Here is a 14,184-nt window from a genome sequence, read left to right on the forward strand (position 1 = left end):
CGGACGGTGAAGGGGGTGCCCGCCTCACTGGGGGCACCCCACCCGGCCCGCGTGCCCGTCCGGCTACCGGCGCGGCTTTAGCGGCAGGCGCTCCCCCGAGGGGGAGGCCCGCGCCGCGGCGAGCACCTGCTCCCGGAGCCAGCGGTGCGCGGGGTCCTCCTGCCGGTGCGGGTGCCAGAGCTGTTGCACGCGCAGGGGCTCGTGCGGGAGGGGCACCGGCACCACGGTGAGGGGGAAGGCCTCGGCGAAGCGGAGCGCCACCCGCTCGGGTAGCGCGGCGATGAGGCCGGTGCCCGCCAGCACCCAGGGCGCCACGAGGTAGTGCGGGGTGAAGAGCACGACGTTGCGGCGCAGCTTCGCCTTGCGCTCGAAGCGGCCCTCGGTGCCGCCGCGCGGCGAGACGTGGAGCTGAGGCAGGGAGAGGTCCAGGCGCTCCGGCTTGCGCAGCGCGGGATGGCCCGCGCGGCCCACCAGCACGAAGTGCTCGCGCACCAGCACCTGCCGTCGCAGCCCCCGGGGCGCCTGGTCTCCCGGGGAGAGGTCGAAGACGCCCAGGACGAGGTCCAGCTCGCCGGCCTCCAGCTCGGGGGTGGGAAAGTCGCGGGGGAGCGGCACCACGCGCAGCTTCAAGCCGGGGTAGTGCGCGAGCTGCGCCGCGAGCTGCGGCAGCACGAGGAGCTGGGCATGGTCGCTCGCGGCCAGCACGAAGGTGCGGCTCGCGCGCTCGGGAGCAAAGGCCTCGGGGGGCACCAGGGCCTCCTGGAGCTGCCGCAGTGCGAGGGTGAGCGGGCCTCTCAGGGCCAGGGCCCTCGGGGTGGGCACCATGCCCTGGAGGCCGCGCACGAAGAGGGGGTCTCCGAGGGCGGCGCGCAGCCGCGCCAGCGCATTGCTGGTGGCGGGCTGAGAGAGCCGCAGCCGCGCCGCCGCGCGCCCCACGCTCTGCTCGATGAAGAGGGCGTCGAGCACGCGGAGCAGGTTCAAGTCGAAGTCCGCGAGATTCATGGTGTGAATATCGCTCATTCCAACATCCAGAGTGCGGATGGAGCGCGTGGCGGCCACTGTGGGGATCGTGACGGGCACCGAGGTATGGCTGGTGGCCGAGGACGAGACCGGCAACCGCTCCTTCCCGCGCACGGTGGTGGTGACGGTGCCGTCCCCGGACAAGCGGGTGCGCTGACCGTGGACGCTGTTCGGCGAGGACCTGAACGTGGCGCCGGGGGGCCGGGCGGCGCTGCGGCTCGGCGCCTACGTGGGCGAGCTGGGCGTACACCAGCTGCGCGGCATGGGGCCATGAAACCGCTGCGGACGTCACCCTCCTTCCACTTCGAGCAACGCCGCGAGGAACAGCGAGTAGGTCAGCTCCGCGACGAGCCGCTTCTCGCGGCGGGCCTGGGTGCGCAGGGCCTTGGGCAGGGAGCAAGGCTTGCCGCGACCAACGTCACGCAACTGGACGTAGCCGCGCTCGGAGTACCCGAGCACCTGCCATCCCCGCTGACAGAGCGCCTGGCTCAGGTCATCGGTGAGCTGGTGGTGGAGAGCCTTGGCCGTCGGATGCAGGCCGAAGATCTCGCTCGACCACCCACCCTTCTCCTCGCGCCAGCCGCGCGAGCGCAGGTAGTGGGCCTTCCGGGCGAGCGAGAGCCCTCCGACATGGCGCTCAAGCTTCACGGCGTCGCGCGGGTGAGTGGACCGTCGAAGCTCTGCCCCTCGCACTCGACATAGGCGTGGTCTCCGACGAAGGTCAGCGACAGCTTGATGCGCCGCGTGTCGAACTGGGAGAGCGAGCGAAGCAGGTCGGCATCCACCGCGGCGAGCTCAGCCTTGGCCACCCGCGTCGCCTTTGCCTCGCGAGCCTCGGCGAGGAACGCCTCCATCCGCTGGACGGACTCGAACATCACGGCGACCTTCGCGTGCGGGTTCTGGTCCACCGCGCGCTGGACCTTCTGCGGGTCCGCCTTTCCCACGCGCACCCAGCGAGTGACAAGGCCGGTGTAGTCACGGCACTCGAGGTCCGGGGCATCGGGCTCGGCCAGGCCCTTGCCGAAGGCGAGGCGCTCCTCCCACAGCCAGCAGAACGCGAACACCCGCAGCCACGCGCGCTGCATGGTCTCCGACGGGTGGCGCGCGAGCTTGATGACCAGCGCGGGCTGGTCAATCGAGCGGTCGACGTGGCTCAAGGCGACCTGGAAGTCGTACAGCGTCGGTACGAGGGTCATCGGGAGGAGTCTTTAGCGCATCCAGCGTGCTTCGTCTGGTTCGCCTGGTGCGTCCTTCTTCAAGTCCTCCACTTCGTTGCGCAGCCCTGGAGGGTGGAGCGGCTACCTCCAGGGCGGGCCCGGGCTGGACGCCCGCTTCTACCTCAGGGACGACTCGCCACCGAACCGCGAATGAAGATCGTCGGCGACGCCCTGCCCACAGTGTCGCTGCGCCTCCGCGAGGAAGCTCTTCACAGCCTCCCCGTCCACCGAACGCGGGCCGGCCGCGAACAGGACGAAGGCTCCGCCCGCTCGCGTGAAGGAGAGCCTCATGCCGGAGAGGACGCGGCTCAGCTCACCACCGGCAGCGAGAACCCCTCGACCTTGCCCACGCCAGGGGCCTCCGGGCGCGCCACGCCGGCCGCCTCGTTCATGCGGCCGGAGCGGAAGGGCTCCAAGTCCAACGCCACGAACTTGAAGCCCAGCGCCAGGAACGCGGTGTTGATCTTCTTCCGCACGTCCGCGGCGAGGAAGCGCTCGTACTCCTCGGCCGCCACCTCCAGCCGCGCCACCTCCTGGTGGTAGCGCACGCGGAACTGACGGAAGCCCAGCTTGCGCAGCTCGGACTCGGCGGCGGCGATCTGCAGGAGCCTGTCCCGCGTCACCGACGTGCCGTAGGGGATGCGCGACGCAAGGCACGCCATCTGCGGCTTGTCCCAGGTGGGCAGCCCCAGCGACTGGCTCCACGCGCGGATCTCCTCCTTCGTCAGCCCCGCCTGCGCCAGCGGGGACACCACGCGGTGCTCCTGCGCCGCCTTGTGGCCGGGCCGGTGGTCCTTGAAGTCGTCCGCGTTGAAGCCGTCCAGCACCACCGCCAGGCCCAGCTCCTTCCGGCGGGCCTCGCAGATGTCGTACAGCTCCGTCTTGCAGAAGTAGCAGCGGTTGGTGGGGTTGGCCGCGTACTGCGGATTGGCCAGCTCGTTACTGCCCACCACCACGTGCCGGGCGCCAATCCGCTCCGCCAGCTCCCGCGCCTCCTGCGCCTCCTCCGGCGCCACGGACGCGGACAGCGCGGTGAGCGCCAGCGCACGCTCGCCCAGCTCCTCCACCGCAACCTTCAGCACGAAGGTGGAGTCCACCCCGCCCGAGAACGCCACCAGCGCGCTGCCATGGGCGCGCAGCGCGGCACGCATCGCCTCCAGCTTCGGGCGCGAGGACTCACACAGGGCCTGAATCTGCTCGGGGCTCAACATGGGGGGACTCCTAAAACGGAAGGGCCCCTGATTGCACGCTCAACGAGCGGCAACCCGGAGCCCTTCAAGCTGGGGAGCGAGGGCCTGGCCGGCCCCTCGTGCTCAGCGGGCCTTGTTCTTCGCCGGCTTCTTGGCGGCGGCGGCGGGCTTCGCCACCCGGGCCGCGCGCGTGGCCGGACGCGCCTTGGCGCCCTTGTCCGCCTTGGGGGCCTTCGCCGCCGCCGGACGGGTCTCCTCGGCGCGGCGGGCCTTGGCGCCCTTGTCCGCCTTGGCGGCACCCTTCTCCGGCTTGGCCGGCAGCGGGTTGGCCTTCATCTTCTTGCCAGTGATGATCTTCAGCTCCTCGGTCGTCATGTAGCCGAGGTCCAGCAGGGACTGGAAGATCTTCGCCGCGCCGTCCTCCACCGACTCGGTGTCGGAGTGGATCGTCACCTCCGGCGAGTTGGGCGGCTCGTACGGCTCGGTGATGCCGATGAAGTTGGGGATCTCCCCGTTGAGCGCCTTCTTGTAGCGGCCCGTGGTGTCACGCTCGATGAGCTTCTCGGTCGGGCAGTCGACGTAGACCTCGACATAGCGGCCGATGCTGCGGCGGTTCTCCTCGCGGCCCGCCTTGTAGGGGCTCACGCAGGGCACCAGCGCCGCCACGCCGTTGCGGGTCAGGAGGTTCGCCACGAAGCCCAGGCGGCGAATCACCGTGACGCGGTCCTCCTTGGTGTCGCCCAGCCCCGCCCAGAGCGCCTCACCCAGCTCGCCCTCGTCGAGGATCTCCACATTGCGTCCGACCTGCCGCAGCCGCGCGGCGATGTAGGCTGCGGTCGTGCTCTTCCCGGTTCCGGACATGCCGGTCAGCCAGAGGGTGAAACCAGTGTTGGGGGCCATAAGCCTGTTCAACTCCCTGCGTCCGGAGCGCTTCTTGCAAGCTGCGTGTGGACGCCGCAGATTCAGAAGATGCGGGCGGTTATAGACGAAAACCCCCTCACTTGACAATTCGCACACACCTTTCCGCAGGTGGGGTGAGCTGGCAGCCAAGTGCCCGCCAGCACATGGGTTTTTCGTTTATGAAATGACGTTTTCACGTCTCTCGCACCCTGAAATCGCCCCCCCTCCACTCGTACTCACACACCCAGATTACACAGCCCCGGTGTATGGATCCGATGAGGTAGGAAACTCCGGGCAGGAGCGGCTGACCTCCCGGGGCCGCCTGGGCGCGGTCTTCCTGGGAAAAGGTCGCGGGTGCCTCTACATGGGAGTGGAACACGCACACCACCCGCTCTCCCCGTGAGTCCGCCTCCAGGGACACCGCCAGCCACTCCTCGGGCGAGAAGGCGTAGGCCGTCCGGGGCCGGGGAGACGCGTTGCGCAGCGGGCGAACCCGGAAGGGGCCGTCCCCGCCCGCGCGGAGGATCACCCCGCAGCCCTCCTGGGGGTATGTGGCCTCCAGGTGCCGCACCACCTCCGCGCGCACGGCTTCGGGCCAGCCGGGCTCGGGCCAGCGGCTCACGGCTGGGAGGGCTCCGGGCTCCCCGCACAGCGGGCACAGCGCCGCGGCGCCAGTTCCTCCACGACGCCGGGGGCCAGCAGCCAGCGGCCTCCCAGCGAGGGCCCCAGGCCCAGCCGCAGCCGCTGGAACACCAGGGCGCCCAGGGCCCCCAGTGCCACGCCGAGCGCGCCGTCCGGGGGCTGGATGAGGTGCCGCACCGTCTCGCCGAAGCACCACACGCACCCGTCCGGGCCCCGGAAGACGACGGCCGCGCGCCTCCCGTCCCCGCCCAGGGCCACCCAGGGGGCCTCGCCGCTCCAGGACGCGGGCAGCTCCGCCAGCAGTCCCCCACCCCGCCCGGCACCGGCCGCGTCCGGGTTCAGCTCCGGCACCGCCCGGTCCAGGGCCTCCACCTGGGGCTGGCCGATGGACTCGGGCCCCAGCAGGAAGCCGGGCGCCCACGGCCCCAGCGTCAGCGAGCCCGTGCCCGCCACGGGCGTCCCGCCCCCGGCGAGGTACGCCGCGGCCGTCAGCCCCGAGGCGCCAATGGCATCCACCCGCGCGGCGCCCGCCAGCAGCGCCTCCTGCCCGCGCCCGCCCACCTCGCGCAGGAGGATCTGCCGGGAGTAGCGGAGGATTTGCTCTTCTCGCAGCGCCATGGCGGGCCTCAGCCTCCCGCCATCGCGGGGATGAGGGTGAGCCGGTCCGCGTCCCGCACCGGCGTGTCCAGCTCGCCGAGCGCGCGGATGTCCTCGTCATTGAGGAAGACGTTGACGTAGCGGCGCACCGCACCGCGCTCGTCCAAGAGCCGCGCGCCGATGCCGGGGTAGCGCGTGTCCAGGTCCTTCAGCACCTCGCGCACGGTGGCGCCGGAGGCCTTCACCTCGGCCTGGTTGCTCGTGAAGCCGCGCATCGTGGTGGGAATGCGGATGGTCGCCATGGCTCACCTGCCCTGCTTGCGGAGCACCAGGAGGTGCGTCCCGTCGGGGCGCGCCTCGAGGGACACGACCTCGTGCCCCTCCTCGCGCGCGTTGCGTGGAACGTTCTTCAGCGGCTCGGCGCCCCGGAGGAGCACCTCCAGCAGCGCCCCCGGCTCCAGCGCCTCCAGCTTCAGCTTGGTGCGCACGTAGGTCATCGGGCAGACCTCGCGGGTGATGTCCAGCGTGGCCCTCACCTCGGACATGCCCCGGCCTCCCGTGCGGCCTCCGGGTACTCCGGAACGGCGGTGACGCGGCAGCCCGGGCAGTCCGGCGCGCGCTCCACTCGGACGCGGCGGCCCGTGAGGGACACACCGTCCAGCACATGGAGGGTGGCCTCGCCGGGAGCGGGGCGCGCGGCCCCGGCCAGCAACTCCAGCGCGAGCAGGGCCTGCACCGCGCCCACCAGGCCCGCGAGCGAGCCGAGCACCCCCGCCTGCGCGCACGTGGGCACCGCGTCCGGCGGGGGCGGCGCCTCGTAGAGGCAGCGCAGGCACGGGCCGCCCGGGTCCAGCCGCATCGCCTGCCCCTGCATGCGCAGCACACCGCCGTAGACGAGCGGCACGCCGGTGAGCACCGCCACGTCCGACAGGAAGAACTTGGTGGCCACGCCGTCCGTCGCGTCGATGACGGCGTCGTGCGCGCGGAACAGGGCCTCCGCGTTGCCCGCGTCCACGCGCTCCGGGAGCGCCTCGGTGGACAGCGTGGGGAAGGCGCGCATCAGTCCCGCCACCGCGGACTCCGCCTTGTTGCGGCCCACGTCCGCGGGCCAGTGCCAGAGCTGGCGCGGCAGGTTCGTCACCTCCACCCGGTCCGGGTCCGCCAGCGTCAGGTGGCCAACACCCGCCTGCGCCAGCGCCAGCGAGGCCGGGCAGCCCAGTCCGCCGGCGCCCACCAGCAACACGCGGGCGCGCTCGAGACGGGAGGCCTGGGGGATTCGGGGGTGGTGGTCCGTGTCGTGTCCGTGCATCGGATTGCCCATCCGCGAGGGGTCGGAAGCGAATAAGGTGCGTGCCCCTGCGTCCACCGTGAAAAGGGCGCAGGCGCCCACCCACCGTGCCGCCTCGACGCGGACCTCACCAGCCAGGACATATGAAAAACCTGCCCGGCGTGCTCGCTTTTTCCACCGTCCTCCTCCTCGCTGTCGGTTGCCACAAGAACACCGGCGAGGGCCCCGGCCCCACCGACGCGGCCTCCCAGGCCAACCCGCGCGACGCCATGGAGGCCGTGAAGGACGCGGGTGGCCCCTCGGAGGGCGCCCAGACGGGCACCCAGCGTGGCGCCATGACGTCCTCCACGGACGACGCGGGCACCGTCACCATGGAGTCCAGCAAGCCGCTCACGGACGCCGGCACGTCGGGGATGGCCAAGAGCTCCGGCTCCGGTGGGAGCCGCGAGGCCGTGGAGGCCTGCGTGGACCGCTGGCTGAAGTCCAACGGCCTGGACAAGTACGGCCACCCCGAGGGCACCATGTACGCGGGCGGCACGCCGCTGTTCGACGAGCGCACCGGAGAGCGGCAAGACAGGCTGGAGTACGTCTTCCAGCGCAAGCCCGAGGCCCGGAAGGCCTGCGAGAAGTGACCCACGGTTGAGCGCCGGGGCGTGCCTCCTCCCTCCACCAGGGGGGAGGCAAGCCGCCCCCGGGATTCCCGCACACCCGGCGGCTCCCGTAAGCTGCCGCCCCGATGAACACGAATCTCGCCCTCGGCGAGGAGACCCCCGCCAACGACCTGCGCGCCCGCGTGCGGGAGGTGCTGGAGCGCCGCAAGCTGACGGACAGCGTGTCCGCCGAGCAGGCCACCGCCTCCTGGGAGCAGGACCGCTTCGTCGCTCGCGCCCGCGCGCTCTTCTACGCGCGGATGATGTTCCTCACGCTGGGCCTGCTCATCCTCGCGGTGCCCGCGTGGAGCGTCTACTTCGGCCTCACCGGGCCGTTCTCGTTCGTGGGCTACTTCACGATGCTGCTCTACAGCGTCGCGAACCTGCTCGTCATCGACCACCCGAAGGCCGGCCGCTGGGTGACGTACATCACCCTCTGCCTGGACCTGACCATCACCGTGGTGCTCATCGCCAAGCCCCAGGTGGGCGGCGGCCTCCAGAGCCCGCTGCTGGCGACGCAGCTCCTGTTCACCACCCTCTTCTCCATCCTCTACCCCAAGCCGCTGGCCATCCTCCCGCCGCTGCTGGCCCTGCCCATCACCACGCGCCTGGACCTGCTCCTCAACCGCTCGGTGACGGCGGTGGAGCTGCTGACGCTGCTCTGGTACCTCGCGCTCAACTTCATCATCGTCTACGTGCTGGTGTACCTGAACGAGCGCGAGGCCGCCGCGCACCGCGAGGTGGTGGCCCTCCAGGGGGACCTGAAGGAGCTGGCGGTGGTGGAGGAGCGCAACCGGCTGGCGCGGGAGATCCACGACGGCCTGGGCGCATCACTCTCCTCGATGATCATCCAGGCCGAGTACATCCTGAACCTCGCCCGCGAGGACGGGCTGCGCTCGGAGATTCGCGAGCTGAAGACCACCGCGGAGGAGTCCATCGAGGAGCTGCGCCGCAACCTGCGGATGATGCGCGAGGACTTCGAGCTGTCGCAGGGCCTGGAGGACTACGCGAAGACGTTCCGCGAGCGCACCGGGCTGGACATCCGCTTCGAGCGCACGGGCCTGCCGCGCAAGCTGTCCCCGGACGCGCAGCTCGCGCTGTTCCGCATCCTCCAGGAGTGCCTGTCCAACGCGGTGAAGCACGCAGAGGCCAGGTCCGTCCAGGTGCGGCTCGACTTCAGCGGTGACGCGGTGCACCTCATCGTCCGCGACGACGGCAAGGGCTTCGACCCGAGCCGCACGCCGCGCGGGCACTACGGCCTGCTGAACATGCGCGAGCGCGCCATGAAGCTCGGCGGCCAACTCATCGTGGACTCGGCGCCGGGCGCCGGAGCCCAGGTCGCCTTCTCCCTTCCCTGCAATCCGTCCTGACCGGAGCCCCCGTGGACGCCTCTCCGCCTCCCGCCGCGCCCTCTTCTCCGCCCATCCGCGTCTTCGTGGTGGAGGACCAGACGAAGATCCTCAAGAACCAGCTCCGCCTGTTCGAGGGCCACACGGAAATAGACATCGTGGGCACGGCGCTGTCCGGCGAGGCCGCGCTGGAGGAGGTGCCGAAGCTGATGCCGGACGTGCTCCTGCTGGATTTGGGGCTGCCCCGCATGAGCGGCATCGACGTGACGCGAGAGGTGAAGGCGCGCTTCCCGAAGATGGAGATCCTCATCTTCACCATCTTCGACGAGGAGGACAAAGTGCTCGAGGCGGTGAAGGCCGGCGCCTCGGGCTACCTCCTCAAGGGCGCCCCGGTGGACAAGATCATCGAGGCCATCAAGGAGGTGCGCGCGGGCGGCACCGTCATCCAGCCCAACCTCGCCCGCCGCCTGCTGCGCCACTTCCGCGTGGACCCGGACGCCAGCCCGGTCCCCACCGAGCCCGTGGCCACCCCACCCTCCACGCCCGAGCCCCCGCCGGAGGAAGAAGCCACCGGGGAGACGCCGTCCTCGAGGGAGCCCCTGCTCAAGCCCCTGTCGGACCGGGAGCGGGAGATCCTCCAGCTCATCGCCAAGGGTGTCTCCAACAGCGAGGCGGCCCGGCTGCTCAACCTGAGCAAGGCCACCATCCGCACCCACCTGGAGCACATCTACCGGAAGCTGGAGGTGACCAACCGCGTCGAGGCCGTCACCGAGGGCATCCGGAAGGGCCTCATCTCCGTGTGACCTGAGCGGAGTCCCCCGTGTATGAAAAAGGGTAATGATTCCGCGCCCCTGGCGCTTCGATGACGCCTCGCCCGCGCTGATCGAAAAATCGAGAAAAGGAGCCTGTCCCACGCAACTCGCGCGCGTTGGCTTCGATAATCACGGCAGGTTCCATCTATTTTGCGAGGCCCACATGGGTTTCCCCGACATCAAGAAGACCTTCAACGCCGTCCGCACCAACGTCCAGAAGACCTTCCAGGAGAACAAGGAGCTCATCAAGGGCGGGGTCGCGGTCGCCACCCAGACTTCGAAGGCCATCAACTTCGGCAAGGACGCCTTCCAGCAGGTCAAGAACCTCAAGAACGGCGCGCAGGGCCTGCTCGGCAAGACGAACCTGGACTTCATCCGCAACCCCACGTTCGCCCAGGGCACGTTCAAGGGCCTCACCAAGTTCGGCGCGACCATGGGCGCCGCCATGCGCTACGCGGGCATCCCCGGCGCGGCGATGGCGGGCGCCACGGCCATCAAGGACATCCGCCAGGCCATCCGCACGGGCAGCAAGGACGACATCATCACGGCCACGCGGTCGACCCTGGACGCGACCAAGGCCACCGTCTCCGCCGCGACGGGCGGCATCGTCGGCAGCAAGGTGATGGGCGGCGTCCTCGGCGGCAGCATCATGAAGGGCAAGCTGGACGCCGGGATGAAGGCGGTCGACGCCTTCAAGAAGGCCCTCCCCAACGCCAGCGACGACGTGCTCAAGGCCGTCAAGAACGCCGCCACCAAGGGCATCTTCGAGGCTGGCACGGCGAAGACCGTGGGCCGGGCCATCAGCACCGCCGCTGGGGACGCCGCGAAGGCGGGCAGCACCCTGGCCAAGGGCATCCTGGGCAGCGGCACGCGCTCCGCCGCGAAGGCCGCGCTGGCCACGGTGGGCCGGGAGGCCGGTGAGGCCGCCGTCAAGGCGGGCGCGAAGGCCGCCGCGGGCACCGCCGCCAAGACGCTGGGCCGGTTCGCTCCGGGCGTCAACGTGGCCATCGCGGCCCTCGACGTGGCCAACGCGGGCGCGACGCTGATGGACAAGAACGCGAGCACGGGCAAGAAGGTGACGTCCGTCATCACCGCGGTGGGCTCCATCGCCGCGGCCACCAACATCCCCATCGTCAGCCAGGTGGGCGCCGCGGTCTCCACGGTGTCCAGCATCGTGGGCGCCTTCTTCTAGGAAGCGGCCCCCCCATCGCGGTTTGTCAGAGCGGCTCGGCTGGACTATGCCTAGGTCCATGCCGAGCCGTCGCTTTTTGCCCCATTGGCGCGGGCGCTGGCACACCTATCTCCCAGGAGCATTCGTGAGCAGCAAGCAAGGGACTCAAGGACCAGGTCGGGGTGTCGAGCGCCTTCTCAAGATCAGCCCGGTGGTGAGCACCGTCTCCACCGAGGCCCTCAAACTCCCCAGCGTGGAGGCCCCCTCCCTGGAGGGAATCTCCGTGCGCGTCCCCACCCCGGACGACCTGACCGAGGAGGACCTGCTGCGCGGCTTCCACGAGAAGCGCCGCGCCCTGGCCACCACGCGCGAGCGTCAGCAGGGCGAGTCGCTGGAGCTGGGCGACGACGTCCAGCTCAACATCGTGGGCTACTGCGATGGGCAGCTCATCCCCTTCTCCGCGCGCTTCGGCATGACGACGGAGCTGGCGCCCATCGAGGCGCTGCCCGGGTTCTGCGAGGCCGTGGCCGAGGGTGGCAAGGTGGGCGAGTCCATGCAGATCGCCCTCCAGTTGCCGGACACCTACCCGGTGGAGTCCCTCCAGGGGAAGCCGGCGCGCTTCCTGGTGGATATCGTGGCCGCCCGCGAGGTGACCATGCTGCCGGAGAGCTCCCCCGAGTTCCTGGAGAAGCTCGGGATGGGCAGCACCCTGGAAGAGGTCATGGACAACCTCCGCGAAGAGCTGGAGGACGAGCTCGCGGGGCAGCTCTGGGTGCAGGCCCAGGACATGGTGCTGGACGAGGTGGCCCGGCGCGCTCCGGTGGAGCTGCCGCGGGCGCTGGTGGACGAGGAGATCCGCCGCCGCTGGGTCCAGGCCGAGGGCCAGGCCATGGTCCAGTACCAGTTCGACGTCGAGGAGCAGCAGGAGGCGCTCCGGGGCTGGCTCACGGACCCCACCACGCGCGCGGACGTCGAGCGCCGGCTGCACATCGGCATCGCGCTGAAGGCCGTCACCGAGGCCGAGAAGCTGCAGCTCACCCCGGAGAAACTCGAGGAGCTGATGCGCGACCACATGGAGCCCTTCGGGTTCACCGCGGAGGACGTCCACGCCGCCTTGCGCGAGACGCCGGAGACGACCCGGCGCCTGACCGAGCTGGGCTGGTACCTGCTCGCCGTGGAGCACGTCATGAACAAGGCGAAGGTCACCTTCGAGGGGGCGGAGCAGGGCTGACGCCCTGCCCGCTTCGCCGTCAGCCCTCGCTGAACCACAGCCCCAGGCCGCCCAGCAGGCCCAGGCCAAGGAACAGCACGGCGAGCGCCCACGTCTTCTGGCGCGACATCCCGAGCGCCTCGCCATATCGGTAGCCACACACCAGGACGAGGCCGGCGAACCCCAGGCAGATGGACACGGGGCCCAGGGCGACCAGCACCTTGCGGGCCGTGCCGCCCACGTCCAGGACGGCCAGCAGCAACAACGGCCAGAAGCCGATGACGAGCAGTCCGAGCACGAGCCCGAGGCCCTTCAACCCCTCGGGACTGGACAGCTCCATGAAGTCGAGGAACTGCCACCACCAGGAGCGGGGCGGCTCCTGAGGCTCGCGACGACGTCGGGGGGCGGTGGGCGGCACGCTCGGGGACTCCAGGGACGTAGGCCCGGCCCACGCTCATGCCAATGCGTAAGCGAGGGGCCGGTGCACCATGGGACGTCTTCTAGTGCAGCCCGGCGCCTGTTTGAAAGGCGCCGACGATGCTCGACGCCGAGGAGACGGCTGCGCACATGACGCTCGTCAGGCCTGCTCGGCCGTCACTCGCGGGATTCCTGTCCACGTCGGTGTAGGCGCTGGCAGTAGCGCCCGCGCGAGGCCCCCCACGAGGCGTGGCTGCAATGAAGGGCGCGAGGCCTTCGCCCTCACCTCGGCACAGGGGTTTCCGCCACCAGAGAGGGCGATGTCCCAATGCTACTACGGCCTCAGTAGCTCGCGGACTCTTGACTCGCTCCGACCAAGCGCCTTGGCGATCTGAGCAATAGAGTTGCCAGCTTTGCGCATCTCCTGGGCACGCGCGGCACGCTCCTTCGTCTCGGGTTTTACAACATCGCTCCATTCGCGTGTCTTCGAGTTCCAGTTCTTGCCAGTCATCTCTCCTCCTCTGCTTGCGTTCATGTACTTCCTACCTGCACCATCTCAACCCGCTCTCGCCTCACCAGCCGACATCCGGCGATCAGCGCAGCTCTCAGTTGAGCGCGCATTGCCGCGTCCCCCCGGCGGCCACATAACAGGGGTGGACAATATCTAAGCCAGGGAGAGTAAATCCGTTCAGGGAGAGCGTGCGCCGAGGCCGATCTTTCGGGGCGAGCGGCGAAGCCCCCTCCCAATATTTCCTCTCCTTGGCTTAGCTCCAGGGACTTAGGCCGTGCGACTCGTTTGGCGTGGTGGTCAATCCGACCCAGACATTCAACCTCCTCTTGCTGCTGGAGAGCGCGTCTGCACCTGAAAACCACGAACTCGTGGAGTAGGCACGCGGATGCGAACTGCTTCGCGAAAACCTTATCTATGGACGGACGAAGACAGGCGACTCTCTTCACACCCAGAGCCTCGGCCGACTAGAGACGCTTTGCAACACCACACCTCCCCACGAGGCGGCCTCACTAATCGCTAACGCCCGATAAGGCATTAGCTGGAACGCGACTCTACTTCCGGCGGCGACGCCCCATGAGGGAGCGCTGCCCTTCGGTCCGGCACCTCCTGCACCACGACTGCGGACGCACATAACGACGAGCCATGAGGCGATAACCGAAGTCTCGCTCAATGGGGCCGTGGTGCCTGCAACGCGGGCAGCTCTTCGTTTCGTTGCTCATTAGGCACACCTCTCCTGTACAGGACTGCCAGTTGCGGCAGTCCCATGACTGCGGGTTGAGTTTGTGCGGGAGGCACCCGACGAGAGCAGTGCCGGCCCTTTAGGCGGTTACTTGTTGAGCGCGACCCCCAAAAGAGGAAATCGGCGCGCTGTACTCCCGTCAGCCGAGGCTGAGGTGCAGCATCAACTGACGCACACAGGTGTACATCTCCCACAGGCCATTGTCAAGGGGCACCATCACAAAATCCATGTGCGCATCAAGGCGCTTCTGCATAGGCACCGGCAAGAACGTTGGCCGTCCTAATTGATTTGATGGGGTTTTCTCCACCCACTGCATGCCCGGAGATGACGGCAGCCTTGAGCATGGAGAAGCAACTCGTTCACCTAATGCTGGGTGCTCCCCCAAGCGGGAGCTGTAACTGTTCACCGGCTCAGGCAGCGACGGAGGCCGCCTGGGCCGAGCCAGAGTTCGGAAGGAGCGAAGGCGGTGGC

General features: G+C 69.6%; 16 protein-coding genes. 5 read left to right on the plus strand and 11 right to left on the minus strand.

The window, feature by feature from the left end; genetic code table 11:
* Positions 1–63: 63 nt before the first annotated feature.
* From K8638_RS26280 to K8638_RS26325, 10 genes are all read right to left on the minus strand, one after another.
* Positions 64–1,020 (minus strand): LysR family transcriptional regulator, encoded by a 957-nt coding sequence (locus K8638_RS26280; RefSeq protein WP_223757373.1) that lies wholly within the window; start codon positions 1,018–1,020, stop codon positions 64–66.
* 288 nt (positions 1,021–1,308) lie between these two features.
* Positions 1,309–1,668, minus strand: a complete 360-nt coding sequence (locus K8638_RS26285) for a hypothetical protein (protein WP_223757374.1) — start codon at positions 1,666–1,668, stop codon at positions 1,309–1,311.
* Positions 1,665–2,216, minus strand: a complete 552-nt coding sequence (locus tag K8638_RS26290; RefSeq protein ID WP_223757375.1) for a YaeQ family protein — start codon at positions 2,214–2,216, stop codon at positions 1,665–1,667. Before K8638_RS26290 ends, K8638_RS26285 begins: the two co-directional genes overlap by 4 nt.
* Positions 2,217–2,545: 329 nt before the next feature.
* Positions 2,546–3,448 carry an ATP-dependent sacrificial sulfur transferase LarE gene (gene larE, locus K8638_RS26295; protein WP_223757376.1) on the minus strand — a complete coding sequence of 301 codons (903 nt, stop codon included), beginning with the start codon at positions 3,446–3,448 and terminating at the stop codon, positions 2,546–2,548.
* Positions 3,449–3,550: 102 nt separating this feature from the next.
* On the minus strand, positions 3,551–4,327 hold the full coding sequence (gene cysC, locus K8638_RS26300; RefSeq protein WP_223757377.1) for an adenylyl-sulfate kinase: 777 nt from the start codon (positions 4,325–4,327) through the stop codon (positions 3,551–3,553).
* A gap of 193 nt (positions 4,328–4,520) precedes the next feature.
* Positions 4,521–4,949, minus strand: a complete 429-nt coding sequence (locus tag K8638_RS26305) for a M67 family metallopeptidase (RefSeq protein ID WP_223757378.1) — start codon at positions 4,947–4,949, stop codon at positions 4,521–4,523.
* A complete protein-coding gene (locus tag K8638_RS26310; protein ID WP_223757379.1) occupies positions 4,946–5,587 on the minus strand; it encodes a ThiF family adenylyltransferase in 642 nt (213 codons plus the stop codon). Before K8638_RS26310 ends, K8638_RS26305 begins: the two co-directional genes overlap by 4 nt.
* A gap of 8 nt (positions 5,588–5,595) precedes the next feature.
* Positions 5,596–5,868 carry a MoaD/ThiS family protein gene (locus K8638_RS26315; RefSeq protein ID WP_223757380.1) on the minus strand — a complete coding sequence of 91 codons (273 nt, stop codon included), beginning with the start codon at positions 5,866–5,868 and terminating at the stop codon, positions 5,596–5,598.
* Positions 5,869–5,871: 3 nt separating this feature from the next.
* Complete coding sequence (locus K8638_RS26320; RefSeq protein WP_169348185.1) at positions 5,872–6,111, minus strand: sulfurtransferase TusA family protein; 240 nt, start codon at positions 6,109–6,111, stop codon at positions 5,872–5,874.
* Entirely contained in the window at positions 6,099–6,875 is a 777-nt protein-coding gene (locus tag K8638_RS26325; RefSeq protein ID WP_223757381.1) for a HesA/MoeB/ThiF family protein, read from the minus strand. The genes K8638_RS26320 and K8638_RS26325 overlap by 13 nt, the downstream gene beginning before the upstream one ends.
* Positions 6,876–6,997: 122 nt before the next feature.
* Between K8638_RS26325 and K8638_RS26330 the strand changes: the two genes are divergently transcribed.
* From K8638_RS26330 to K8638_RS26350, 5 genes are all read left to right on the plus strand, one after another.
* On the plus strand, positions 6,998–7,486 hold the full coding sequence (locus K8638_RS26330; RefSeq protein WP_223757382.1) for a hypothetical protein: 489 nt from the start codon (positions 6,998–7,000) through the stop codon (positions 7,484–7,486).
* Positions 7,487–7,590: 104 nt separating this feature from the next.
* Positions 7,591–8,874, plus strand: a complete 1,284-nt coding sequence (locus K8638_RS26335; RefSeq protein WP_223757383.1) for a sensor histidine kinase — start codon at positions 7,591–7,593, stop codon at positions 8,872–8,874.
* Positions 8,875–8,885: 11 nt separating this feature from the next.
* A complete protein-coding gene (locus K8638_RS26340) occupies positions 8,886–9,656 on the plus strand; it encodes a response regulator transcription factor (RefSeq protein WP_223757384.1) in 771 nt (256 codons plus the stop codon).
* 172 nt (positions 9,657–9,828) lie between these two features.
* On the plus strand, positions 9,829–10,857 hold the full coding sequence (locus K8638_RS26345) for a hypothetical protein (protein ID WP_223757385.1): 1,029 nt from the start codon (positions 9,829–9,831) through the stop codon (positions 10,855–10,857).
* Between the two features lie 124 nt (positions 10,858–10,981).
* Complete coding sequence (locus K8638_RS26350) at positions 10,982–12,067, plus strand: peptidylprolyl isomerase (protein ID WP_223757386.1); 1,086 nt, start codon at positions 10,982–10,984, stop codon at positions 12,065–12,067.
* A 19-nt stretch (positions 12,068–12,086) separates the two neighbouring features.
* Here the strand turns inward: K8638_RS26350 and K8638_RS26355 are convergent, their stop codons facing one another.
* Entirely contained in the window at positions 12,087–12,464 is a 378-nt protein-coding gene (locus tag K8638_RS26355; RefSeq protein WP_223757387.1) for a hypothetical protein, read from the minus strand.
* Positions 12,465–14,184: the final 1,720 nt, after the last annotated feature.

This window comes from Myxococcus sp. RHSTA-1-4 (assembly GCF_020037125.1).
In the GTDB taxonomy this organism is placed as follows: Bacteria; Myxococcota; Myxococcia; order Myxococcales; family Myxococcaceae; genus Myxococcus.